This window comes from Luteibacter sp., assembly GCF_035539195.1.
Taxonomy (GTDB): Bacteria; Pseudomonadota; Gammaproteobacteria; order Xanthomonadales; family Rhodanobacteraceae; genus Luteibacter.
This window is the reverse complement of record NZ_DATLIW010000013.1, coordinates 24,233-45,933: the sequence shown is the minus strand read 5'-3', so window position 1 is coordinate 45,933 and position 21,701 is coordinate 24,233. Positions and strand designations below refer to the sequence as shown.

Annotated in this window: 22 protein-coding genes; 5 read left to right on the top strand and 17 right to left on the bottom strand. The window is 65.8% G+C overall.

Annotation, left to right across the window (positions count from 1 at the left end):
• Positions 1-51: 51 nt before the first annotated feature.
• The 13 genes from VM621_RS03585 to VM621_RS03525 all read right to left on the bottom strand — a co-directional run bounded on the left by VM621_RS03585 (position 52) and on the right by VM621_RS03525 (position 13,254).
• Positions 52-1,467: a flagellin gene (locus VM621_RS03585; protein ID WP_325467624.1), complete on the bottom strand. Its 1,416-nt coding sequence runs from the start codon at positions 1,465-1,467 to the stop codon at positions 52-54.
• Positions 1,468-1,820: 353 nt separating this feature from the next.
• Positions 1,821-3,017: a flagellar hook-associated protein FlgL gene (gene flgL, locus VM621_RS03580; protein ID WP_325467623.1), complete on the bottom strand. Its 1,197-nt coding sequence runs from the start codon at positions 3,015-3,017 to the stop codon at positions 1,821-1,823.
• A gap of 2 nt (positions 3,018-3,019) precedes the next feature.
• The gene (flgK, locus tag VM621_RS03575) at positions 3,020-4,891 is read right to left on the bottom strand and encodes a flagellar hook-associated protein FlgK (RefSeq protein ID WP_325467622.1); all 1,872 of its coding nucleotides are present in this window, start codon (positions 4,889-4,891) and stop codon (positions 3,020-3,022) included.
• A gap of 36 nt (positions 4,892-4,927) precedes the next feature.
• Positions 4,928-5,935 carry a flagellar assembly peptidoglycan hydrolase FlgJ gene (gene flgJ / locus VM621_RS03570; RefSeq protein ID WP_325467621.1) on the bottom strand — a complete coding sequence of 336 codons (1,008 nt, stop codon included), beginning with the start codon at positions 5,933-5,935 and terminating at the stop codon, positions 4,928-4,930.
• Between the two features lies 1 nt (position 5,936).
• Positions 5,937-7,064 carry a flagellar basal body P-ring protein FlgI gene (locus VM621_RS03565; protein WP_325467620.1) on the bottom strand — a complete coding sequence of 376 codons (1,128 nt, stop codon included), beginning with the start codon at positions 7,062-7,064 and terminating at the stop codon, positions 5,937-5,939.
• Positions 7,064-7,744, bottom strand: a complete 681-nt coding sequence (gene flgH / locus VM621_RS03560; protein WP_325467619.1) for a flagellar basal body L-ring protein FlgH — start codon at positions 7,742-7,744, stop codon at positions 7,064-7,066. Before flgH ends, VM621_RS03565 begins: the two co-directional genes overlap by 1 nt.
• An 8-nt stretch (positions 7,745-7,752) precedes the next feature.
• Positions 7,753-8,538 (bottom strand): flagellar basal-body rod protein FlgG, encoded by a 786-nt coding sequence (gene flgG / locus VM621_RS03555; protein ID WP_325467618.1) that lies wholly within the window; start codon positions 8,536-8,538, stop codon positions 7,753-7,755.
• 62 nt (positions 8,539-8,600) lie between these two features.
• Positions 8,601-9,341 (bottom strand): flagellar basal-body rod protein FlgF, encoded by a 741-nt coding sequence (gene flgF / locus VM621_RS03550; protein WP_325467617.1) that lies wholly within the window; start codon positions 9,339-9,341, stop codon positions 8,601-8,603.
• Between the two features lie 66 nt (positions 9,342-9,407).
• Positions 9,408-10,634, bottom strand: a complete 1,227-nt coding sequence (gene flgE / locus VM621_RS03545; protein WP_325467616.1) for a flagellar hook protein FlgE — start codon at positions 10,632-10,634, stop codon at positions 9,408-9,410.
• Between the two features lie 21 nt (positions 10,635-10,655).
• Positions 10,656-11,303, bottom strand: coding sequence for a flagellar hook assembly protein FlgD (locus VM621_RS03540; RefSeq protein ID WP_325467615.1), 648 nt, complete (start codon positions 11,301-11,303; stop codon positions 10,656-10,658).
• Between the two features lie 9 nt (positions 11,304-11,312).
• Positions 11,313-11,726 (bottom strand): flagellar basal body rod protein FlgC, encoded by a 414-nt coding sequence (flgC, locus tag VM621_RS03535; RefSeq protein WP_325467614.1) that lies wholly within the window; start codon positions 11,724-11,726, stop codon positions 11,313-11,315.
• Positions 11,723-12,142: a flagellar basal body rod protein FlgB gene (gene flgB, locus VM621_RS03530; protein WP_325467613.1), complete on the bottom strand. Its 420-nt coding sequence runs from the start codon at positions 12,140-12,142 to the stop codon at positions 11,723-11,725. The genes flgC and flgB overlap by 4 nt, the downstream gene beginning before the upstream one ends.
• A 194-nt stretch (positions 12,143-12,336) precedes the next feature.
• Complete coding sequence (locus VM621_RS03525; protein ID WP_325467612.1) at positions 12,337-13,254, bottom strand: chemotaxis protein; 918 nt, start codon at positions 13,252-13,254, stop codon at positions 12,337-12,339.
• Between the two features lie 150 nt (positions 13,255-13,404).
• Here VM621_RS03525 and VM621_RS03520 point away from each other — a divergent pair, with 150 nt between their 5' ends.
• The 5 genes from VM621_RS03520 to VM621_RS03500 all read left to right on the top strand — a co-directional run bounded on the left by VM621_RS03520 (position 13,405) and on the right by VM621_RS03500 (position 17,594).
• Complete coding sequence (locus VM621_RS03520) at positions 13,405-14,712, top strand: methyl-accepting chemotaxis protein (protein WP_325467611.1); 1,308 nt, start codon at positions 13,405-13,407, stop codon at positions 14,710-14,712.
• Positions 14,709-15,410: a flagellar basal body P-ring formation chaperone FlgA gene (flgA, locus tag VM621_RS03515; protein WP_325467610.1), complete on the top strand. Its 702-nt coding sequence runs from the start codon at positions 14,709-14,711 to the stop codon at positions 15,408-15,410. The genes VM621_RS03520 and flgA overlap by 4 nt, the downstream gene beginning before the upstream one ends.
• Positions 15,411-15,513: 103 nt before the next feature.
• Complete coding sequence (gene flgM / locus VM621_RS03510) at positions 15,514-15,819, top strand: flagellar biosynthesis anti-sigma factor FlgM (RefSeq protein ID WP_325467609.1); 306 nt, start codon at positions 15,514-15,516, stop codon at positions 15,817-15,819.
• A complete protein-coding gene (locus tag VM621_RS03505; RefSeq protein WP_325467608.1) occupies positions 15,816-16,262 on the top strand; it encodes a flagellar protein FlgN in 447 nt (148 codons plus the stop codon). The genes flgM and VM621_RS03505 overlap by 4 nt, the downstream gene beginning before the upstream one ends.
• 78 nt (positions 16,263-16,340) lie before the next feature.
• Positions 16,341-17,594, top strand: coding sequence for an EAL and HDOD domain-containing protein (locus tag VM621_RS03500; protein ID WP_325467607.1), 1,254 nt, complete (start codon positions 16,341-16,343; stop codon positions 17,592-17,594).
• Between the two features lies 1 nt (position 17,595).
• On the opposite strand, the gene VM621_RS03495 is transcribed toward VM621_RS03500, so the two are convergent.
• The 4 genes from VM621_RS03495 to ggt are packed head-to-tail and all read right to left on the bottom strand — an operon-like array spanning position 17,596 to position 21,671.
• Positions 17,596-18,006 carry an MAPEG family protein gene (locus VM621_RS03495; protein ID WP_325467606.1) on the bottom strand — a complete coding sequence of 137 codons (411 nt, stop codon included), beginning with the start codon at positions 18,004-18,006 and terminating at the stop codon, positions 17,596-17,598.
• 18 nt (positions 18,007-18,024) lie between these two features.
• Positions 18,025-19,080 carry a TMEM43 family protein gene (locus VM621_RS03490; RefSeq protein ID WP_325467605.1) on the bottom strand — a complete coding sequence of 352 codons (1,056 nt, stop codon included), beginning with the start codon at positions 19,078-19,080 and terminating at the stop codon, positions 18,025-18,027.
• A 28-nt stretch (positions 19,081-19,108) separates the two neighbouring features.
• A complete protein-coding gene (locus VM621_RS03485; protein ID WP_325467604.1) occupies positions 19,109-19,960 on the bottom strand; it encodes an MBL fold metallo-hydrolase in 852 nt (283 codons plus the stop codon).
• Positions 19,961-19,970: 10 nt separating this feature from the next.
• Positions 19,971-21,671: a gamma-glutamyltransferase gene (gene ggt / locus VM621_RS03480; RefSeq protein WP_325467603.1), complete on the bottom strand. Its 1,701-nt coding sequence runs from the start codon at positions 21,669-21,671 to the stop codon at positions 19,971-19,973.
• Positions 21,672-21,701: the final 30 nt, after the last annotated feature.

Below are 21,701 nucleotides of genomic sequence, written 5' to 3'. Positions count from 1 at the left end.
CCCGTGAGGGAACCAGCCGTGGACACGTAAGCAAGTACCCTGCCAAGCCTGTTACTGGAGCAGCTTGGTGACGATCTGCTGGCTCTGGTTGGCCTGGGCGAGGACCGAGACGCCGGCCTGCTGCAGGATCTGAGCCGAGGACATGTTCGCCGTTTCCTGGGCGAAGTCGGCGTCGGTGATGGCCGACTTCGACGAGGTCAGGTTCTGCGAGATGTTCTGCAGGTTGGAGATGGTCGACTCGAAGCGGTTCTGCACGGCGCCGAGGGTGGAGCGCAGGTTGGAAACCGACTGCAGGGCGGCATCGATGTGGTTGATCGTGTCGTTCGCGCCATCGACCGTCTTGACGCTGGAATCGGCCAGGGTCTGCGTCGTGCTGACCGCGTCGGTCTGGGTGGTGAGGCCCAGGGTGGCGGCGCCGCTACCGGCCTTGACCGTCACGGAGATGTCGGAAGCCGAGGAGAACTTCAGCGAGCCGTCCGTCGAAACGTAGGCGTTGATGCCCTTGCCCGACTTCGAGTTGACCGCGTCGGCGACGTCCTGCATGGACTTGAACGAGCCGGTCAGGTCGAAGGACTGCCCGCCGACGGTGAAGGAGGCATCGCCAGCGACCAGGTCGATGCTGGTCTTGGTGGCGGCGACCGCCGCGGTCGATGCGCCGGTGGTGCTGACCGCCACGGATGCCGGCAGGCCAAGCGAGGTCTGTGCCGCGCCACCGAGGGTAATGGCGTTGGTCGCGTCGGCCGTGATGGCCAGCTCGCCCGTCGTGCCGTTCACGGCGGCGACGTTGGAACCGGCGGCCTTGTTGATGGCCGTGGCAAGGTCGGAAACGCTGCCGTAGTTGCCGGCGGCGACGTTCACCGCGGCGCCCGCACCGACCTTGACCGTCAGGTCACCGGCGGCGAGGGTCAGGCCCTTCGGGAAGGTCGCGGCGGCGATCGAACCGGTGGCCAGCTGACCGACCTGGTTGGCCTTCATGCCCTGGTTGAGGCCGACGTTGATGACTTCACCGACGTTGGCGCCGACCTGGAAGCTGAGGTTCTGGGCGGAGCCGTCCAGGACCTTCATGCCGTTGAAGTTGGTCTGCGTGGCGATACGGGTGACTTCCGACAGACGCTGCTGGACTTCGGCGTCGAGAGCGGCGCGATCGCTGTCCGAGTTGGATGCGTTGGTCGACTGAACAGCCAGCTCGCGGATGCGCTGCAGGTTGTTGGTGACTTCGTCGAGGGCCGATTCCGTCGTCTGCGACAGCGAGATACCGTCGTTGGCGTTCTGCACGGCGCGGTTCAGGCCGTTGATCTGGGTGGTCATGCGGGTCGAAATGGCGAGGCCGGCGGCGTCGTCCTTCGCGCTGTTGATGCGGTTGCCCGACGACAGGCGCTCGATAGCCGAGGCGAGCTTCGTCTGCGAAGTGCCCAGGTTACGCTGAGCGTTCAGCGACATGATGTTGGTGTTGATGGTCAGTGCCATGGGAATAATCCTTTGTAAGCGGAACCGAAATGCCGGAGGTTATGCGGCGTAGTCCGGCGGGGTTCCGTGATGGAAGCCTTCCGCCTCAGAGAGGTTTACGGCACGCCGGGAAGAAACTTGAGAACTTTTTCTGCCTGTCAACAACTTTCTTGATCAGGGTCCGGAAAGACTGCGTTCCCAGGCTCTGTCGGGTTCCTTATCGGCACGTCGGGCCATGGGTTTAGGGTCGATTTCATCCCGGCCCGGGCCAGGCCAGGCCTGACCGTCTCTTGCTCGAGCGCATTGCCGCTGCTTCCACATATCGCACTGCCTCGCACTGCGATGATGTCGCGTACCTACTTCAGGCCGCGGGCCTATTTCAGATAGTTGAACAGCGAGAGGTTCTGCATCTTTACGTAGGACTGCTGCGCCGCATCCAGTGCCGCCTGCTGCTGCGAGAACTTGCTCGCCGCGCTGGCGACATCGAGTTCGGTCAGGTCGGACAAGGTGCTGGCGTACTGCAGCGACGTATCGGCACTGATCTGCGTCTGCTGATCGAGGATATTCATGCGCGCGCCGATCTTCGTGCGCGTGTCGGTGAAGCTCGTCTGCGCCTGGTCGAGGTTCTGCAATTGCGCGTTGAGCTGGTTGTTCATGCCCGCGCCGCCGCCAGGCGTTTCGAATGCATTGATGATGCCGGCCACCGTCGAGAAGACATCCTGCGACGAGGAGGGTCCGACGGCGAACGTATCGCCCGCGGCCGGTGTGCCGGTCACGTTGAGCTGCGCACCCTTGAAATTGATCGTACCGGCGTCCGACGAGTACGTTCCGGTCGACAGGGGCGGCCCGGCGGGATTCGTCGCGTCATGTATCTCGTACGTCGTGGGCGAGGTGAAGTTCACCGTATAGCTGCCGCCGTCCCACTGCGACGCATCCGTCACCGACGTGGCGCCGATCACCGCCGTTCCGGTATTGGTTGCGCCTGCCGACGCGACGAAGGTGCCGTTGCCGCCGCGAATCGACATGAAGACATCGGAACCGCTGTCGCCCGTCGCCACTTGCAGGCCCGCCGCGGCGGCCACCATGCGCTGGTTCTGGTCGCCGCCGTAACTCACACTGAGGTCGGACATGGTGAACGGCTGGGTGGACGTGCGGCTGCCGGCGAAGATGTACTCGCCCTGCCCATCCTTCGTGTTACCCAAGGCAACCAGCTGGCCGAGCGTCTGGCGAAGCTCGGTGGCGATGGACTGGCGCGACTGGTCGGTCTGCGTGCCGTTCATGCCTTGCAGGGTAAGCGTGCGGATACGGTCGAGGATATCGCCCGCCGAGGACAACGTGCTCTCCTCGGCGGATAGCTTGGTGTTCGCCGACTGGATGTTGCGCGTGTACTGGTCGTTCTGCGCGCTGGCGGAGCTGACGTCGACCGCGCGCGCCGCCGCGGCCGGGTTGTCGGCAGGGGTCTGGATCGCCTTGCCGTTGCCGAGCGCGAGCTGCGTCTGCGACAGGTCGTACTGGCGATCCAGCATCGTATTGACGGCCTGCTGTGCGCCCCATGATGTCGAAATACGCATGATCAGCCCCGCACTGCGGTAAGAAGGGAATTGAAGATCGTGTTGGCGGCGTTGATCACCTGCGCCGACGCCGCGTAGGACTGCTGGAACCGCAGGAGATTCGCCGCTTCTTCGTCCATGTTCACACCCGACAGACCCTGCTGTGACGCGTTCGCCTGGTCGAGGATGCTCTGTTGCGCCGTCAACGCGGTGTTCGCCTGCGCGCCGGCCGTACCCACCTGGGCGATCAGCTGGCTATAGGACTTGCCCACCGTGGTGACGCCGTTGTCGAGCACGCCCTTGTTGGCGACATTCGCCATGGCGAGCGCATTGCCGTTATCGCCGCTGGCCGAACCTGCCGGTTTGACGGCGAACGTGTCGTTAGCGGCAGGCGAGCCGGTTAGCTTTAGCGTCCAGCCGGGGCCGGTGATCGTATCGCCGTCCGCGTAGGTCTGCGGAGCGCCGCCATTGACCGTGTACGTGGTCGGCGAGGTGAAGACGATCGTGGCGGGCGTATTGAACGCCGGATTGGTGACATCGGTGACCGTCAGGTTGCCGAGCACGCCCTTGCCGGTATTGCCCGCCCCCTTCGTTGCGGCGAGTGGACCGGAAGCGGCGATCTTGTTGGTGTCGCTGACCGCCACGGACATCGTCGACGCCGCATTGCGCGTCGGCTGGATCTGGAAGCTGTCTCCCGCGGCGGCGCCCGCACCCACGGTCACCTTCAGGCCGCCGACCACGAACGGATCGGTCGCCGTGCCGGTACCGGTCATCGGCACCGTCACGCCCGCCGTCGTCGTCGCGGACCAGTTGGTCCCGTCGAACCGCATGATGTAATCGGACGCGTCGAGCTTCGACACATCCGCCACCGTGGCCGTGACGGTCCCGGTGCCCTTGTTTGTCGTGCTGTTGAACACGGCCGGGTCGGAAATGTTGAAGAAATTGCTGCCGGCGTCGCCGTTGAGGTCGATACCCTGCGCGCTCTGTTTGTTGAAGGCATCGGTCATCGCGATGGCGGCACGCCCGAGCTGGTTGCGCGCCGGATCGAGCACGTTGCTGCGGAAGTCGAACGTGGCACCGAGCGAGCCGGAGCCCAATTGGTTGCTGATCACCGAACCGCTGGGGCCAACGACTTCCAGGCGCGACGAGTCGTACTGGTTGTTCGCCGTGCTCAGCTTGGTGGCATCGGTGCCGTTGACCAGCGGCTGGCCGTTGCCCACCGAGACCGTGTACATGTGATCGCTGGTCTGGGTGACGTTGACCCCGACGATCTGCGACAACTGGGACACCGCCTGGTCGCGAGCGTCCAACAGGTCGTTGGGCACCGCGCCGCCGGCATAACCCTTCTGGATCTGCCCATTGAGGTCGGCGATACTCTTGGCCAGCGAATTGATGCTGTCCACGGCGGCGCTGATCTGCTGGTTGGTCTGCTGGTCCAACTGCTGGAACTGCGAGGACAGCGACTTGAACGTCGCCACCAGCGTGTTCGCCTTGCCGATCATGGCCTGGCGACTGGCCGTATCGATCGGCGCGTTGGCGACGTCGCTGACCGAACCGAAGAAGCCGTCGAGCGCCGTCTGCAGGTTGGCCGAACCGCTCACGGCGTTGTTCACCGAAGCGGTGAGCGTGGCGTACTGCGCCGCGCGGCTCTGCCCGGAACTGGCCGACCAGACCGACTGGGTCAGGAACTGGCTGTAGGCGCGCTGCACGCTGATCGCATCGGCACCCTGGCCGACGTAGTAGCCGCCCTTGAATTCCGGCGCACGCGCGTTGAATGTCGTCGTCTGCCGCGTATAGCCCGCGGTGTTGACGTTGCTGATGTTGTGACCAACGGTGGCCAGGCCGACTTGCGAGGCAAGCAGCCCGGATACACCGGTGGAGAGCAGATCGGCCATCGTCTATTCCTTCGTTAACTCTTCATGGGCCCGTGCTTACAGTTCGCCGGCGACTTGCTTGAGCGCTGCGAGCGCCTGCTTCATCACTGGCCCGTTGGCGATATCGGTGAGCTTCTGCGCATAGCTGGGATCGGTGGCGTAACCACCGCTGGTCAGCGCACGCGCGAAGCCGGCGATATCGTCGCCACGGCCGACAGCGTTCGCGTAACGCGGGCTACTGGCGACCATGTTCGCGTAATCCTTGAAGGAGTCCGACGGGGAGTCGTAAGCGCGGAAGCTATCCTTCTTGCGCACGGCGACGCCGTTCTCGTACTCGAGCGTGGGAACGTTGACCCGCTTGCCGTCCCAGCTACTGCCGGCCTTGATGCCGAACATGTTGTTGCTCGCCGTGGTGCCCTGCGCCGGCATGTGCTTGCCCCAGCCCGTTTCGAGGGCCGCCTGCGCGAGCAGTGCGCGCACGGAGACGCCAAGTTTCTTGGCCGCCTCGATCGCGTGCGGAGCGAGCTTCTGGACGAAGTCCTCGGGGCCGGAAATAGTCATCTTGCCGACGGCGCTGGCGACGGCGTTGGCGCCATCGCCCACGGCCTGGCCGGCCTTGCCGAGCAGGCGCTCGAGCGAGTCCATGAGCCCGCTGTCCTGATCCGATTTGGAAGACACGGCATCGGCCGTGCTGGCGTCGCCGGTGACGCCGGCGAACAGGCCGTTATCGGCGGAATCGGCCTTGGTCGAATCCGCGCCGCCGAGCTGACGCATCAGCATGTCGGCGATGCCGATGCCCTTGCCCTGCGACAGCGTCACCGACAACTGGTGATCGAACATGTCGCGGTACGAGCTGACGGCCTGCGAACCCATGATGTCGTCGCCCATCGCGGAGCTGGCGTCGCGCATGGACTTGAGCATCATCTGCGTGAAAATCGATTCGAACTGCTTGGCGACTACCGGCAGGGCGGACTTCGAGTTCTGCTGCGCGGCCGCGCGCAGGCCGGCAAACCCGGACATGTCCGCGTAGGTGCCGAGCTTCTGCGCGTCGACCGGGCTGGCCATGTCAGATCACCACCAGCTCGGCATGAAGCGCGCCGGATTCCTTCAGCGCCTGCAGGATCGAGATCAGATCGCTGGGCGAGGCCCCTACCTGGTTCACCGCACGCACGATGGCGTCGAGGCTGGTGCCGGGGCCGAACTTGAACATGTGGCCACCGTCTTCGCTCACCGCTACCTGGCTGCTCGGCACCACGGCCGTCTGGCCTCGCGAGAACGCGTTCGGCTGGCTGACCTGCGGTTGTTCGCTGATCGTCACCTGGATCGAACCGTGGGCCACCGCAGCGGCGCCGACCTTCACGTCGGAACCGATCACGACGGTGCCGGTCCGCGAATTCACGATGATCCGCGCCGGCGCATCGCCCGGGGTGACTTCGAGCGACTGGATGGCCGACAGCCAGGAAACGCGCTGCGACGGGTCCAACGGCGCGCGCACGGCGACCGAACCGGAGTCCAGGGCGTTTGCCGTACCCGAGCCGAAGTTGCGATTGACCGCCTCGGCGATGCGCGCGGCCGTGGTGAAGTCGGCGGTGTTGAGGTTGAGCATCAGATCGCCGCCCTTGTCGAAGGACGAAGCCACACTGCGCTCGATGCTCGCGCCGCCGGGAATGCGGCCGCTCGCGGAAATATTGACCTGGACGCTGGAGCCGCTCTTGCCCTGCGCACTGACGCCGCCCACCACGACGCTGCCCTGGGCGATCGCGTAGACGTTGCCGTCGGCACCCTTGAGCGGCGACATGAGCAGCTCGCCGCCGCGGATGCTCTTCGCGTTGCCGATCGAGGCGACGGTGACGTCGATGCGCTGGCCCGGCTTGGCGAAGGGCGGCAACTCCGCGGTGATCGTCACGGCGGCGGCGTTCTTCAGCTGCGGACGCACATTGGCCGGCACGGTGACGCCGAATTGCTGGAGCATGTTCTCCAGGCTCTGCGTGGTGAAGGGCGCCTGGCTGGTCTGGTCGCCACTGCCATCGAGGCCGACGACCAGGCCGTAGCCGATCAACTGGTTGCTGCGCACGCCACCGACCTGGACCAGGTCGCGGATACGATCGGCCTGTGCCGGAACGATCACGCCCAGAGCCAGTACGGCCGCTGCCGTGCGGACGATCCCACGAAAGCGGAGGACGAAGGTCTTCATCAGAACGGCATCCACTTCGAGTCGAAGAAGCGCGACAGCCAGCCACGCGTGTTCGAATCGGCCAGCGTGCCCTTGCCGACGTATTCGATGCGCGCATCGGCGACACGACTGGACGGCACGACGTTGTCGTTACCGATGTCCTGGGCGCGGACAATGCCCGAGATACGTACCAGTTCCTCGCCCTGGTTGATGGTGAGCCACTTCTCGCCACGCACGATCAGCGCGCCGTTGGAAAGGCGCTGCGCGACGGTCACGGTGATCTGGCCGGTCAGCGCGTTGCTCTGGCTCGACGAGCCGTCGCCGGCGAAGGAGTTGTCGCTCGCCAGTGTGCTGTCCGCCGCCTTGCCGCCGAACTTCAGGCTCTGCCCGAGCACGGTCGGCGAGCTGATGTTGTTGCCATTCTTCTTGCTGGTGGCTGTCGTGGCCTTCTTGCTGGCCTGCGTGCTTTCCACCAGCGAGATGGTCAGGATGTCGCCGACGCGATGCGCGCGCGGATCGGCGAACAGTTCCAGCGAGGTCTGGTCGGCGTAGATCGAACCGGTCGCCTGCGGTGCGGCCAACTGTTCCGGCGGCAACGTGGCGGTATACATCGGCTTCGGCGTCGGCGGAACGATCGCGCAACCGGTGAGCACGGCGAGCGGCAGCGCGGCGAGCAGGATGCGAACGAGGGGACGATTCATGACGTGTCTCAGGTTTTGTTGGAGATGAACTGGAGCATCTGATCGGCCGTCGAGATCGCCTTGGAATTCATCTCATAGGCGCGCTGGGTCTCGATCATGTTCACCATTTCCTCGACGACGTTCACGTTGGACGCTTCGAGGGCATTCTGGTCGAGGGTGCCGAGGCCATTGAGGCCGGCGGTACCGGTCTGCGGAGCGCCGCTGGACGCGGTCTCCAGGTAGAGGTTGTCGCCGCGCGGCTGCAGGCCGGCAGGATTGACGAAGTCGGCGAGCTGGATCGTGCCGACCTGTTGGGACGCCGAATTGGCGGCCGTGGTGACGCTGACCGTGCCGTCCTTGCCAATGGTGACCGTGCTGGCATTGGCCGGGATGGTGATCGAAGGTTCGAGCGGGTAGCCGTCGTTGGTGGTGATCTGGCCATCCTGGTCGCGCTTGAGCGAACCGTCGCGCGTATAGCCCACGGTGCCGTCCGGCAGGGTGACCTGAAGGAAGCCGCGACCGTCGATGCGCACGTCGAGCGGGTTGTCCGTCTGCTGCGAACCGCCCTGGTCGAACATCTTCTGCGTGCCGACCACGCGGACACCCGTGCCCATCATGAAGCCGGTGGGCGACTGCGTCTGCTCGGTCGTCTGTGCACCGGCCTGGCCGCGGTTCTGATACGTCAGATCCTCGAACTCGGCGCGGGCGCGCTTGAAGCCCGTGGTGTTCGTATTGGCCAGGTTGTTCGAGACGACGTCCATGCGCGTCTGCTGCGCATCGAGGCCGGTCTTGGCGATCCAGAGGGACGAGAACATCGTTGACTCCTGCGCTTGGGCGCTTTACATGCCGGCGACGGAATTGCGTCGCGTGGCGGTGGTTACCCCACCTGTAGCAATTTCGATGCCGACTGGGCGTTGTCGTCGGCGGTCTTGATCGAACGGACCTGCATTTCGAATTCCCGGGACAGCGAAATCATCTTCACCAGCACGTCGGAAGGGTTGACGTTGCTCGATTCGATCGTGCCGGAGGCCACCCGTACATTGGCGTCCGCCTGGGGCTGGCTGCCGTCTTTCATGTGCATGAGCCCGTCGCTGCCGTAGCTCAGCTGGTCGTTGCCGGGGTTCACGAGCTTGATGCGATCGGTCGTGGCGATCGTGGATGGCGACTCGCCGAGCGGGACGACGGAAATCGTGCCGTCGGAGCCGATCTTCACGCTGGACGCCTGCGGGATGGTGATCGGACCGCCACCGCCCATGACGCTATTGCCACGCGCGTCCGTCAACAAACCGTCGGCGTCGATCCGCAGATTGCCGGCGCGGGTGTAACCCTCGTTGCCGTCGGCGCCCTGTACCGCGATCCAGCCATCGCCCTGCACCGAGATGTCCAGGTCGTTGCCGGTCTGCTGCTGCGCGCCCGCCGTCGTATCCCAACCGGTGCCCTGGGCCACGCCGTTGATGCGCGTCTGCATACCGTCGCCCTGCACGGGCAGGCTCTGGAACGCCGACAGCTCCGCCTTGAAGCCGGTGGTGTTGGCATTGGCGAGGTTGTGTGCCACTTCGTCCTGCGCCCGCATGATCTGCGTGGCGCCGGTCATAGCGACATATACGGAGCGGTCCATGGCGGAATCCCTGTTCGACGGCGCAAACGTGCCGGCGCAGCCCGGAGGCCGCGCCGGCCATCACGCTTAGTTGCGGATGTTGATGATGGTCTGGGTGAGCGTGTTGTCGGTCGAGATGACCTGGGCGTTGGCCTGGTAGTTGCGCTGCGCCTTGATCATGTTGACCAGCTGCGCGGTCAGGTCGGCGGTGTTCGACGCCTCGAGCGAACCCGACTGCACCTGGCCCAGGCCGCCGGCGTTGGCCGTACCGCGGATCGGCTGACCCGATTCCGAGGACGGTGCCCAGTTGGTGTCGTTGAGCTGGCGCAGGCCCTGGTTGTTGGCGAAGGTGGCGATGGCGAGCTGGCCGAGCGGCGTGCTGACGCCGTTGGAGTACTTTGCCGAAACCGTACCGTCCTTGGCCACGTCGATGTTGGAGAACGTGCCTGCGGCGTAGCCGTCGTTGGTGACCGCCGTCGTCGACGAGTTGTCGCCGAACTGGGTGACCTTGGTCATGTCGATGCTGAGATTCAGCGGCGTGGCGCCCGGATTGGGCGAAACGGCGCCGAAGTTGAGCTTGCCGCCGGCAGGGGTCAGGATCGCGCCGCCCGCGCTGAAGGTCATCGTTTGCGCGGTACCGACCTGGGTACCGTCGACCGTCATGTTGGCGCTCCACGTGTTCGGGTTGGTCGCATCCTTCGTGTAATACACGTTGACCGTATGCGACGCGCCGAGCGAGTCGTAGGCCTGGAAGGTGGAGAGCGTGTTGTAGGTCTTGTCGTTGGTCGGGTCGAACGCACCGCCGGTCGGCGCCGTGGCGCTGGCGGCAAGGTTGGCGGTCAGACCGATATTGGTCGAAGCCTTCGCCGGGCTGGAACCGTTGGTCAGCTTCAGGTCGGCCAAGCTGCTGATGTCGAAGCCACCGTTCGCGGTCGGCGGATACACCTGCACGTTCTGGCCGGTCGCGTTGACGACGAAGCCGTTGTCGTCCGGATGGAAGTTGCCGGCGCGCGTATACGAGTAGCCGGAACCGTCGCGAACGGTGAAGAAGCCCGAACCGCTGATGGCGAAGTCGTACGAATTGCCGGTCTGGGTCATGTCGCCATCGCCGAACTGCTGGGCGATGTTGGTCAGGCGAACACCGCTTCCGGCGACCTGGGCGGAAAGATTGTTGCCGGCCGCCGAATAGACCTGCGAGAACTCGGCGCGCGAGCCCTTGAAGCCCACGGTGTTGACGTTGGCGATGTTGTTCGCGGTGACTTCCAGGTCGGAAGACGCCGCATTGATGCCGCTTAGGGCGATGTCGAATGGCATGGTGGAGTTTCCTTGCTGGAGTTACAGGATTTGCGCGATCTGGCTGAGCAGGGCGCCGCCGTAGCCAGCTACCTGCACGTACGTTCCGCTGGTGCCCGAGGCACCAACGCCTTCCACCTTTCCGCGAACGAAGGTATCGATCGCCGTGCCGCCGGAAGTTGCGGACATCTGGTAAACGCCGTCGGGCAGCTGCGCGCCGTTGTCGGACTTGCCGTCCCAGCTGAACTGGGCGAGGCCCGCATCCGGCTGGCCGAGATCGATCGTGCGCACGACGTTGCCCGCCGTGTCCTTGATCTGCACGTTGACGTAGGTGCCGGAGGTGCCGACGTTCACCGCGCCGGTCATCGAGGAATTCTCGAGCTTGCCGGCGGTCGACGGCACGAGCACCTGCTGGCCGACCAGCGAGGCGGCGCGAACGAACTGGTCGCCGGTGAGGTTGGTGGCCAGGGAGTCGAAGGAGCTCTGCAGCTCCTGCGTCGCGGCGACCTGCGAAAACTGCGCCATCTGGGCCACCATCTGGGTGGAATCCATCGGCTTGGTCGGATCCTGGTTGGTCATCTGGGTGACCATGAGCTTGAGGAAATCCGACTGGTTCAGCGTCTGCTGTTGCAGCTGACCGGTCGACGAAGAGGAAGAGGAAGAGTTGTTACCGCTGACGGCGTCTACCATGGGAGTTCCTTACTTGCCGAGGTCGAGCGTCTTCTGCATGAGCTGCTTGGCGCTGTTCATGACTTCGACGTTGTTCTGATAGGAGCGCGACGCGGAGATCATGTTGACCAGCTCGTCGACCGTGTTGACGTTGCTTTGATAGACGTTGCCGTTCGCGTCGGCGAGCGGGTTGGAGGGTTCGTAGCGCGCCTGGATCGGCGCCTGGCTCTCGGTGACGCCGAGCGTGCGCACGCCGCCGCTTTCCATCTGTCCGTTGACCTGCTGCTGCACCGCCGAGAACAGCGGCTGCTTCGCGTGATACGCGCCGGCCTCGCTGCTGGCGATGCTGTCGGCGTTGGCCATGTTGCTGGCGGTGGTATTGAGTCGGGCAGACTGCGCCGCCATGCCGGAGCCGGCGACATCAAAGATCTTGAGCAGGCTCATGAGCTGGATCCTGAAATGGCCATGCGCATGGCATGGATCTGCGCGGTGATGAAGCTGAGCGACGCCTGGTAGTGAATGGCGTTGGCGGCGAACTGGGCCTGTTCGACCTGGGTATCGACCGTATTGCCGTCCATCGTGGGCTGGGTCTGGACGCGATAGGCGAGCTTGTCCGCGTCCACGGCGGCGAAGGCCGGGTTGCCGCCGATATGGCCGGACTCGGTCGCCGTCATCTGCAACCCGGGGCCGTCGGACGTACCGCTGGCGGCGGTCATCGCCTTGCGAAAATCGAGGTCGCGCGCGAGGAAGCCCGGCGTGTCGGCATTGGCCAGGTTCGACGAAATGACTTCCGCACGGCGCTGCCACAGACCCAGGGCCTGCGCGTGTACGCCTAATAGCGGATCCGGTTTGTCGATCATGGCTTGGCCCCCTCGTTATCGTGGCCCGAGGGGTTGAGCAAGAGCCGTGCCACGCCAGGACCACACATGCGAAACGGCGCCGTGGCGCCGTTTGGGGTGGTTCGGGAGGAGACGTTCGTCGGCGGTGGCGGAATTCCGTCGCCCCGGCATGCCGGGTCGGCGACGGACGAACGTCGCCGGCGCCCTGGCCCCGGTCAGGCCGGCAGAAGGTCCAGCACGGCGGTAGCGAGGATGTCCGGCTGGAACTTGGCGATGAACTTGTCCGCGCCGACGCGGGCCACCATGGCCTCGTTGAAGACGCCGCTCAGCGAGCTGTGCAGGAGCACCTTCATGTGGCGCAACTGGGCATCCTCGCGGATGGCGGTGGTCAGCGCATAGCCATCCATCAGCGGCATTTCGATATCGGAGACGACCAGGTCCACCCGATCGTCCGCCGGGCCGACAGCCAGCGCGCGCAGCTTCTCGAGGCCTTCCCTGCCGTCCTTGGCGATCACGCACTCGAGGTCCATCTTGCGGAACAGGTCGACCAGCTGGGTACGGGCGACAGCCGAATCGTCGACTACCAGGACACGGCGGTTGCCGGCCTGCTGTACATGTGCCGCCTGCTGCACACGGTCGGAAAGCTGGGCCGCCACGGGCGACACCGATGCCAGTACCTGCTCGACATCCACGACCGCGAGCAGATCGCCATCCAGTCGGGTGACGGCATTGACGCGCGCCCCATAGCCGAGCGCAGCGGGAGGGGCCGTCAGGTTGGCGCCGTCCACATGGACGATCCGATCGACGTCGGAGACCAGGAAACCCTGCACGGAGAGGTTGAATTCGGTGACGATCAGGTGGGCGCTGTCGATGCTGGCCAGCGGCGGATAGCCCATGGCTGCAGCCAGGTCGATGACCGGAATCGTGCTGCCGCGGTAATCGAAACTGCCCGAGACCAGGGCGTGCATGCTCGGCATCCGCTCCAGCCGCGGCCGGCGCAGCACCTCGCGCACCTTGAACACGTTGATGCCGAACGCCTGGCGATCGCCCAGGCGGAACAGCAACATGGCCACGCGGTTGTGGCCGGCGAGACGGGTAAAGGTTTCCACGGTGTCGAGCAGCGGTCGGGCCATGACGTGCGAGGCATCTACAGAAGGTGTCGGGAACCGTATCGGCGGCGACCGCCGTTTCTGTAGCCGCCACGATGGCATGCCGATTGCATGACTCAAGTCCTGAAGCTCCCGACCGATTAAGTGGAGCGACCATCCGATGAAAGCGAAATCATGACCCTCCTCTGGAGCCAGCACGTCCGCCTCCTCGCCCACGCCGCCGCCCAGGGCGATGCGGCTCGCGTTCGCGCCCTCTCGGCGCAGTATCCGGCCGCGGCCAGCGCGCTTGGCGCCCTGCTCAAGCCGGCGGAGCCGCGAACCGCGCCGGCGACGACCATCCAGGCTATCGAGCAGCAAGGCATGGTACTGACCAATGCCCAGGCGCTCGGCGGCACCCTGCTCGAACTGGGCAAGGTGGTCGAAGGGGCCCGCGATACCGCCGGACGTTTGACGGAGGCCAGCGCCAGGATTTCGACGGCGCTCGACCAGGCCTATGCCGGCGCGACCGGCATGGGCGACTCCGGCAGCCAGGGCCTGGCCACGGCCGGCGACCTCGACGGTCAGCTGCGCCTGCTGCGCAGCGCCCTTTCGGGCATGAGCCGCAACCACGCGCAATTCTCCGAATACTTCACCGCGATCCGCAAGCTGACCGCGACGGTGCAGGACATCGCCCACCAGACCAACCTCGTCGCATTGAACGCAGCGATCGAAGCCGCTCGCGCCGGTGAGGCGGGCCGCGGCTTCGCCGTGGTCGCCGACGAGGTCAAGCAGCTCGCGGAGAAGACCACCCAGGCCACCGCCGAAATCGACCAGACCACCGAAGCGGTCGGGCAGTTCGCCGGCCAGCTCGACGAAGCCGTGCAGAACAGCCTGCGCCGCCTCGACCAGACCCAGTCCGGCATCGCCGGCATGCAGGCCTCGATGGGCCGCGTGGATGAAGCCGCCCGCGGTGCGCGCGGCAACATCGACGCGGCACGCGAAGGCATGGGCGCGTTGCAGGGTCGCATCGCGGCCATCCAGGCGACCCAGGGCACGCTCGGGCGTGTCACCAACGAAGCCCGTCGCCAGGCCGACGCCGCGGCGCGTGCCGCGGTGCTGGCCCATCGACTCGGCCTGAGCCGGCTCGAGACCGAGGGCGACCTCGACGCCGCCAGCCTCAGCCAGATGATCCGTGAGGCCAGCCAGGGCCTGCGCTATGCCGTGGAGCTCGCCTCGCGCGATCCGGCCAGCCTCGATCGTCGCTGGCTGGACACCACGCCGCTGATGCGTTGCATCGACCAGTTCCGCGCACGCCGTCCGGACAGTTCGGCCGACAGCATCCGCGCCGCCGGTGAACGCTTCTCCAGCCTCGCCTCGCAGTACGCGATCACGCTGGGCGAAGGCCGTCACGCCGACGCCGGCCACATGGTGGCCGACCTCAACCGCGAACTGGATGCGATCACCCAGGGCCTCTCCGCATCGCTGGCGGAACGCGCCGCGTGAAGCCATCCACCCTCGCCTGTGTCGTCGCCGCGACCGCCCTGCTCGCCCTGCCGCTCGACGCGGCGGCAACGCAGGGCGTGGACTCGGTGCGCACGGCGGCGGTGACGTGGCTGCAACAGAACCGCACCCTGCCCGGCGCACGCATGACCGCCGATGCCGATCCCCTCGACAGCCGGCTGCGCCTGGCCGACTGCCCGAAGCCGCTCGAATCGTCCCTACCCGGAAATCGGCCGCTCGGCGCGCGCACGAGCGTGGTCGTGCACTGCCCGGTGCCGGGCGGCTGGACGGTCCGCGTGCCGGTGAGGATCAAGATGTTCACCAACGTCCTGGTCACCACCCGACCGCTCGCCCGTGGCGACGGCGTCGGCGCCGGCGACGTTCGCGCCGAAGAACGCGACGTGACCAGCCTCGGCTACGGCTATATCGCCGAGCTGGGCCAGATCGACGGCCGCTCCCTGGCCCGTCCACTGAGCGCCGGGACGGTACTGACTCCCGGCATGCTCGCCGGCCGGCAGGCCGTTCGCATCGGCGATGCGGTCAGCATGGAGGCGGCTGTCGACGGCGTGGTCATCCGCGCCAGCGGCGTGGCGATGGGTGCCGGCGACACCGGTACGCGCCTGAAGGTCCGCAATGCTTCTTCCGGGAAGGTCCTCGACGCCGTGGTCACCGGGGCGGGCACCGTCGCGGTATTGCCATGAACGAAATCCCAACCCGGTCACACTTCACGGCCGTGAGCCCGTTAAAGTTCGCCGACAGACCGCCGATAAAGGGTTTGAAGGACACCAGCTCCGAGGAAACATCATGACGACGACAATCAAACCGGGTATCCAGGCCCCGCAGCCCCAGGTGCAGCTTCGCACCCAGAACCAGGCAGCCGGCTCCGCCGCCTCGACGCAGAGCGCCAGCTCGGTGCGTCCGAGCGACGACAGCGTCAAGATCACCGACTCGGCCAAGGCGCTCGACGCCGCCAGCCGCGGCGATGGCATCGACAGCAAGCGTGTGGACGCCATCCGCAGCAAGCTGGCCGACGGCACCTACAAGCCCGACTCCCAGGCCATCGCGAGCAAGTTTCTTGCGATGGAAGGCCAGATCGGCGGCAAGGTATGACCGATCCGCTCGGCTCCGACTTCGACGCGGCCGTCCGCGCCGTCATGGGCGATCTCGCCCATGAGGTCGACGCGCTGCACGCCACCCTGATCGACGAGCGCATGGCGCTCGACCAGGGCGACTCGCACGCGCTCGACACCGTCAGCCGGGTGAAGGGCGGCCAGCTCGACCGCATCGAAAAGCTCGACGCGGAGCGACGCCACCTGGGCGACGCCGCCGGTGTCGACACGCTCAACGATGCACGCTGGACGCACACGATCGAACGCCTCGTCGAGTGCCGCCGGCTGAACGAAATAAACGGCCGCATCGTCGGCCAGCGAATCGGCCACGTTCGTCAGGCGCTTGCGCTGCTTGCGGGCGATTCGCCGGGTGGATCCACCTACGGTCCCAACGGCGACACCGCGCGGGTGAAATTGCGTTCCGCCACCATCGCGCAGGTTTGACCCACCCAAGACCCTCCTCCAGGCTCACCCAGACGGCGCACCAACAAAGCAATGGCAGTGACCCCCCAGCCGACAGCGGTGAATGACGACGGAATCCTCCCGATCGTCCGCGTACCCATTCTGGACAGGAAGCAGGCGCTGTTCGCCTACGAGCTTCTGTTCCCACGCCCGATCGGCAGCGATATCGACGCCGCGGCGCTTGCCCATACACAGGCCACACTGAGCGCGATCGCCGACGGCAGCCTCAAGCGCCTCGTTCGCGACAATCGCGCCTTCCTGCACATGTCGCCCCAGCTGCTCCTCGAGCACGCGGACATCCTTCGCCACAATGCACGTCTTGGCGCGAGCATCAGCGCGGATGTCGGCACCGACGACCAGCTGCTCGAAAAGCTCCGCGAGCTGAAGGGCCATGGTTGCCTGTTCATGCTCGAGGATTTCAACCTGCCTGCCGATCCCGAACATCGGGCCGGCGTGGATGCCCTGCTGCGCATCGTGCAGTTCGCCAAGGTCGCGGTGGATCACCGCCACCCCGTCGCGGCGCGCGCGCACATGGACTATGTCCACGCCTTCGGCGTCAAGGTCATCGTCACCGGCATCGATTCCCACGAAACCTTCGTCGACTACGCCGACCAGGACGTCGACGGTTTCCAGGGCAAGTACCTGCTCCGCCCCGAGCGCGTCGACATGCCGCGACTCGCTCCGAGCAAGCTCGGCGTGCTACGTCTCATGGGCGCGCTGCAAGATCCGGAAAACGGCCCCGTCGAACTGGGCAAGATCATTCGCGACGACGCCGTCCTCAGCTACAAGCTGCTCGGCTGCGTGAACTCCGCGTATTTCGCCCTGCCCCGCCAGCTGAAATCGGTGGAACAGGCCGCGGTGTTCTTCGGCGTGAACCGCATGCGCAACTGGATTTTCACCATGGCCGTCTCGGGCATGGACGAGCGTCCACCGGAGCTGCTTCGCCTGGCGCTCATCCGCGCGCACATGTGCGAAAAGCTGGCCCGCACCATCAAGCCGGAGTTGCAGGAAATGGCCTTCACGGCCGGCCTGTTCTCGCTGCTCGATACCCTGATGAACGTGTCGATGGCCTATGTGCTCGAGCACCTTCCGCTGGCGATCGAGATCCGCGAAGCGTTGCTTGAAGGCGCCGGCCCGTTCGCCCCTCTGCTCGACCAGATCCGTCACTGGGAACAAGGCGAACTGGAGACCGATTCGGCGCTGCGCACGCAGCACCTGCAGACCATGGCGGCGATGTATGTCGAGGCGGCCAGTTGGGCCGACCACGTCTACGCATTTGCCGACGGTACCGCGGTGGTGGAAGCCGAAGCCTGATTCAACTCAGGCTGGGCGCGATAACGTGGATCACCACGTATTGCCAGATCAGCATCAAGGCCATCAGCGCGATAACCAGCAGGGTCATGCCGGCACCCACGGCGCGCCCTGCCGAGTTGCCGGCCGCGCGCGACAGGCCAACGGCGTGCACGATGCGCGCGATCACCAGCACGATGCCGAACCCATGAAGCAGCATCGGCAGCGTCTGGTTGAGTTCGAGGATCAGTAGCAGGATCAACGCCAGCGGCACGTATTCGGTGGCGTTGCCGTGCGCACGGATGGCGCAGGCGACCGAACGATCGCCGCCGTCACCGAGCCCGATGCTCTTGCGCCGACGGATGAACATCACGCGCACCGCCAGGCCCAGGATGAGCAAGGCCAGCACGGCGGCGTAGAGTCCGGTGATGCGCATGGTGTCGCTCCTTCAGAGTCAGTCGGGCTGCGTCGACGATCGCTGCTGAACGCGCCAGATCGCCAGGCCCGCGCCGAGCACGGCGACGAGCAACCATACGCTTGCGGTCATCGCGTCGCCAGCCAGCCACATCGCACCCGCCACAGCGGGTACCACGACGGCACCCATGCCCACGGCGAACAGCACATCGTTGCGCAGACGGCTGGCGCAGGCCAACAGGAGGGTGCCCAGGGCGGCCAGCACGAAGGCACCCAGGCGCACCAGCAGCACGGCCTGTGGCGGTTCGGGCATGGCGGGAAGCACATCGAGCAGGCTGCGATCGCCTACCTGGACGTCGAAGCCCGGATCGCCATCGCTTGCCGGACGGGCTGCCAGGGTGTCGCCGTCGATCCGCGCCAGCACCGTCATCGACTGCACCGGAACGGCTTCCCAGCTGATCCGCAGATCGCCCAGTCGTGGGTTGGCCGGCTTGCCACTCGTCACGAGTTTGTCGCCGACGCGCTGGAAGGTCGCGGCCAGGTTCGGCGGGAGCTTGTGTTCGTCGGGCGCGATGTCGATGCGTCCCGGGAAGGCACGGACGATCGGCGCCGACAGCTTGAAGTTGCCCAGTTTCACCTCGCCCGCCTCGAATTGACGCCCCTGGATCGGGAAGGCGCCGGGATTCACATGCCCTGCCGGCTTGGCGAAATTGCTCGCGTCGATGGGCCGGTCGACCCAGTCGAGTTCGTAATGCGTGCTACCGCCCACCGTGATCTCACGCCACTGGAACATCTCCACGTGACGGACGAGGATCGGCGATTCCGCACGGACATTGAACTCGGGATCGCGCGGGGCATCGAGGATCTGCGGCATGCCGCTGACCCGGGTCATCGAACCGTATTGCCCCGACGAGGGCCGGCCTTCGGCGCCCAGGTCCAGCACAGGCGCGCCGTGACGCGCCATGGCTGCACCGTAGTCCATGACCCGGTGTTCGTTCCAGGCAATCAGGCCCAGTCCGCCAAGCAGCAATACGGCACCGGCGATGCGCGCACCCCAGGCCATGCCGCTGTCCTTGATCTTGTGTTTCGACCTCATCCCGCCCCCGTGCCCATCACCAGCGTCCTTACGCCTCGATGCCGCTTAGTCGTTCATGCATATCGGCGGCCGCGTAACGGCCTTTACCGTCCTTTTCCACGGACGCCATGGCGCAGCCGTGGTCGTGGGTAAAGAACAGCTTTACCCCACGTGCGATCTTGTCGTCGAGAAACGCCCGTTTTTCGTCGATCAGCTTTTCCGGCCAGCGGTCATAGCCCATCGTCACCGGCAGATGCACCCAGGGACGTCCGGGGATCAGGTCGGCGCAGAACACGACCCCACCCACCTCGGCCAGCATGAGGCCCGGTGTATGCCCTTCGGAAAACGCGAAGCGCACGGCCTCGCCCAGCGACGATGCCTGCCCCGTCTCAACCAGTTCCAGCCGACCGCTCGCCTCGAGCAGACCGACCAGTTCGGCAATGAACGACGCACGGTCGCGTGGATGTGGATCGCGCGCACGTGCCCAGTGGTCGGCGCCGACGACGAAGCGTGCATTCGGGAACAGCAGCGTGGGCGCCTGGCCTTCAACCCACGGAGCAAGCAAGCCGCCCGCATGATCGAAGTGCAGGTGCGACAGCACGACGGCGTCGATGTCCTCGTGGCGCAGACCGACCTCGGCCAGCGAATCGAGCAAGACGTGGCGATCCTCGACGACCCCGAAGCGTTCACGCATGGCCGGATCGAAGAAGGCCCCGATCCCGGTCTCGAACAGCACGTTCCGGCCGTCCAGGTCGGTGACGAGAAGGCAACGGCAGGCCAGCGGGATACGGTTCTCCGCATCCGGCGTTATCCAGCGCGACCACATCGCGCGCGGCGCGTTGCCGAACATGGCCCCGCCGTCGAGGCGCTGAGAATTGCCGATGAGTGACCAGAGTTTCATACCGGCAACCTTACTGCACCTTGCCCAGGCCCGACGGGCGCCGCGGATCGCTGGCGGCGTCGAGCGTGTTCGTACGGTGGTCCCAGGTCACCACGTTCATGAAGCCCCATGGCGAACGATTCTTCAGCACATGGCCCATGTCGGTGAGCGCCTTGGCCGTCGCATCGTCGAAGACGCCGGCTTCGATATCCACCCGATCGGGCAGGTACTGATGGTGATAGCGCTTCTGCGCAGTGATCTCAGAGGCGCTCTTGCCGTCGATGAAGGCGAGGATGCCCTCGAGCACCTGGGTGATGATGGTCGAGCCGCCTGGCGAGCCGATCACCGCCGTGCGGTCGGCACCGAACACGAAGCTGGGCGACATCGACGAGAGCATGCGCTTGCCCGGCTCCGGTGCATTGGCCAGGGCGCCGCGCAGGCCGAAGGCATTCGGCTGGCCCGGCACGAGAGCGAAGTCGTCCATCTCGTCGTTGAGCACGACGCCGGTACCCTTGGCGACAAAGCCCGAGCCGAACTCGAGGTTTACCGTGAGCGTCGAAGCGACCATGTTGCCCTCGGCGTCGATGACCGAGAAATGCGTGGTGTGCATGCCCGGCTCGGGGGCCATCGAGGTCGGCAGGAGATCGGACGGCGTCGCCTTGTCCGGCGAGATCGTCGCGCGCAGGCCGTCCGCGTAGTACTTCGACAACAGCATGTCGAGCGGCATCTTCACGAAGTCAGGATCGCCGAGGTATTCGTTGTGGTCGCGGAACGCGCGGCGCATCGACTCGATCGTCAGGTGCGTGGCATGGGCGACGTCCACCTTCGTCAGGTCGAAGCCGGAAAGGATGTTGAGGATTTCCGCGATGGCTATGCCGCCGGAAGAAGGCGGCGGTGCGGTGACGATACGATAGCCCTTGTAATCGACGGAAAGCGGCTCGCGCTCCTTCGCCTGGTAAGCCTCCAGATCGGCTGCCGTCCAGTTGCCGCCGGCGCTGCGCGATGCGTCGACGAGCAGCCTCGCGGTCTCGCCCTTGTAGAAGCCGTCGCGGCCTTTCGCCGCCAGCCGCTGCAGTGTCTTCGCCAGATCCGGCTGCTTCAGCGTCCAGCCGGCAGCGGGCACCTTGCCTCCCGGCAGGTACACGGCGGCCGAGGCCGGATAACGGGCGAGAACGTCCTTGCGATCCTCGATGGTGCCGAGGAAACGCGCATCCGGCTGGAAGCCCTCCGTGGCGATGCGAATCGCCGGCGCGAGGGAAACCGACAGCGGAAGCTTGCCGTAATGCGCCGCCATCCAGACCAGGCCGGCCGGTTCACCAGGGATACCGGCAGACAGCGGACCGTTCGTGGATACGTCTCTGTTCGGCTGGCCGTCCTTGCCGACGTAGGCCTTCATATCGACGGCCTTCGGCGCGGTTTCCCGCGCATCGATGAAGACGTCGCGGTTGTCGGACGCGCGATGCAGCAGGGCCATGAAGCCGCCGCCGATGCCCGAACTCTGCTGTTCGACGACGGCGAGCGTCGACGAGACGGCGACAGCGGCGTCGAAAGCGTTGCCACCCTTGCCCAGCACTTCGAAGCCGGCGTTCGTGGCCAGGTAGTTCGCGCTGGCGATAGCGGCGTGGCCGGGGCCTTTCGAAGCTTGCGGCACGGTCGTTGCGGCGGCGCTGCCTGCGCCAACGACAAGAAAGAAGCTCGCGGCGAGCACGCGCCACGACGGGGCATGGACCATGGGGGTTTCGCTCCGGAAAGTGATATCGCT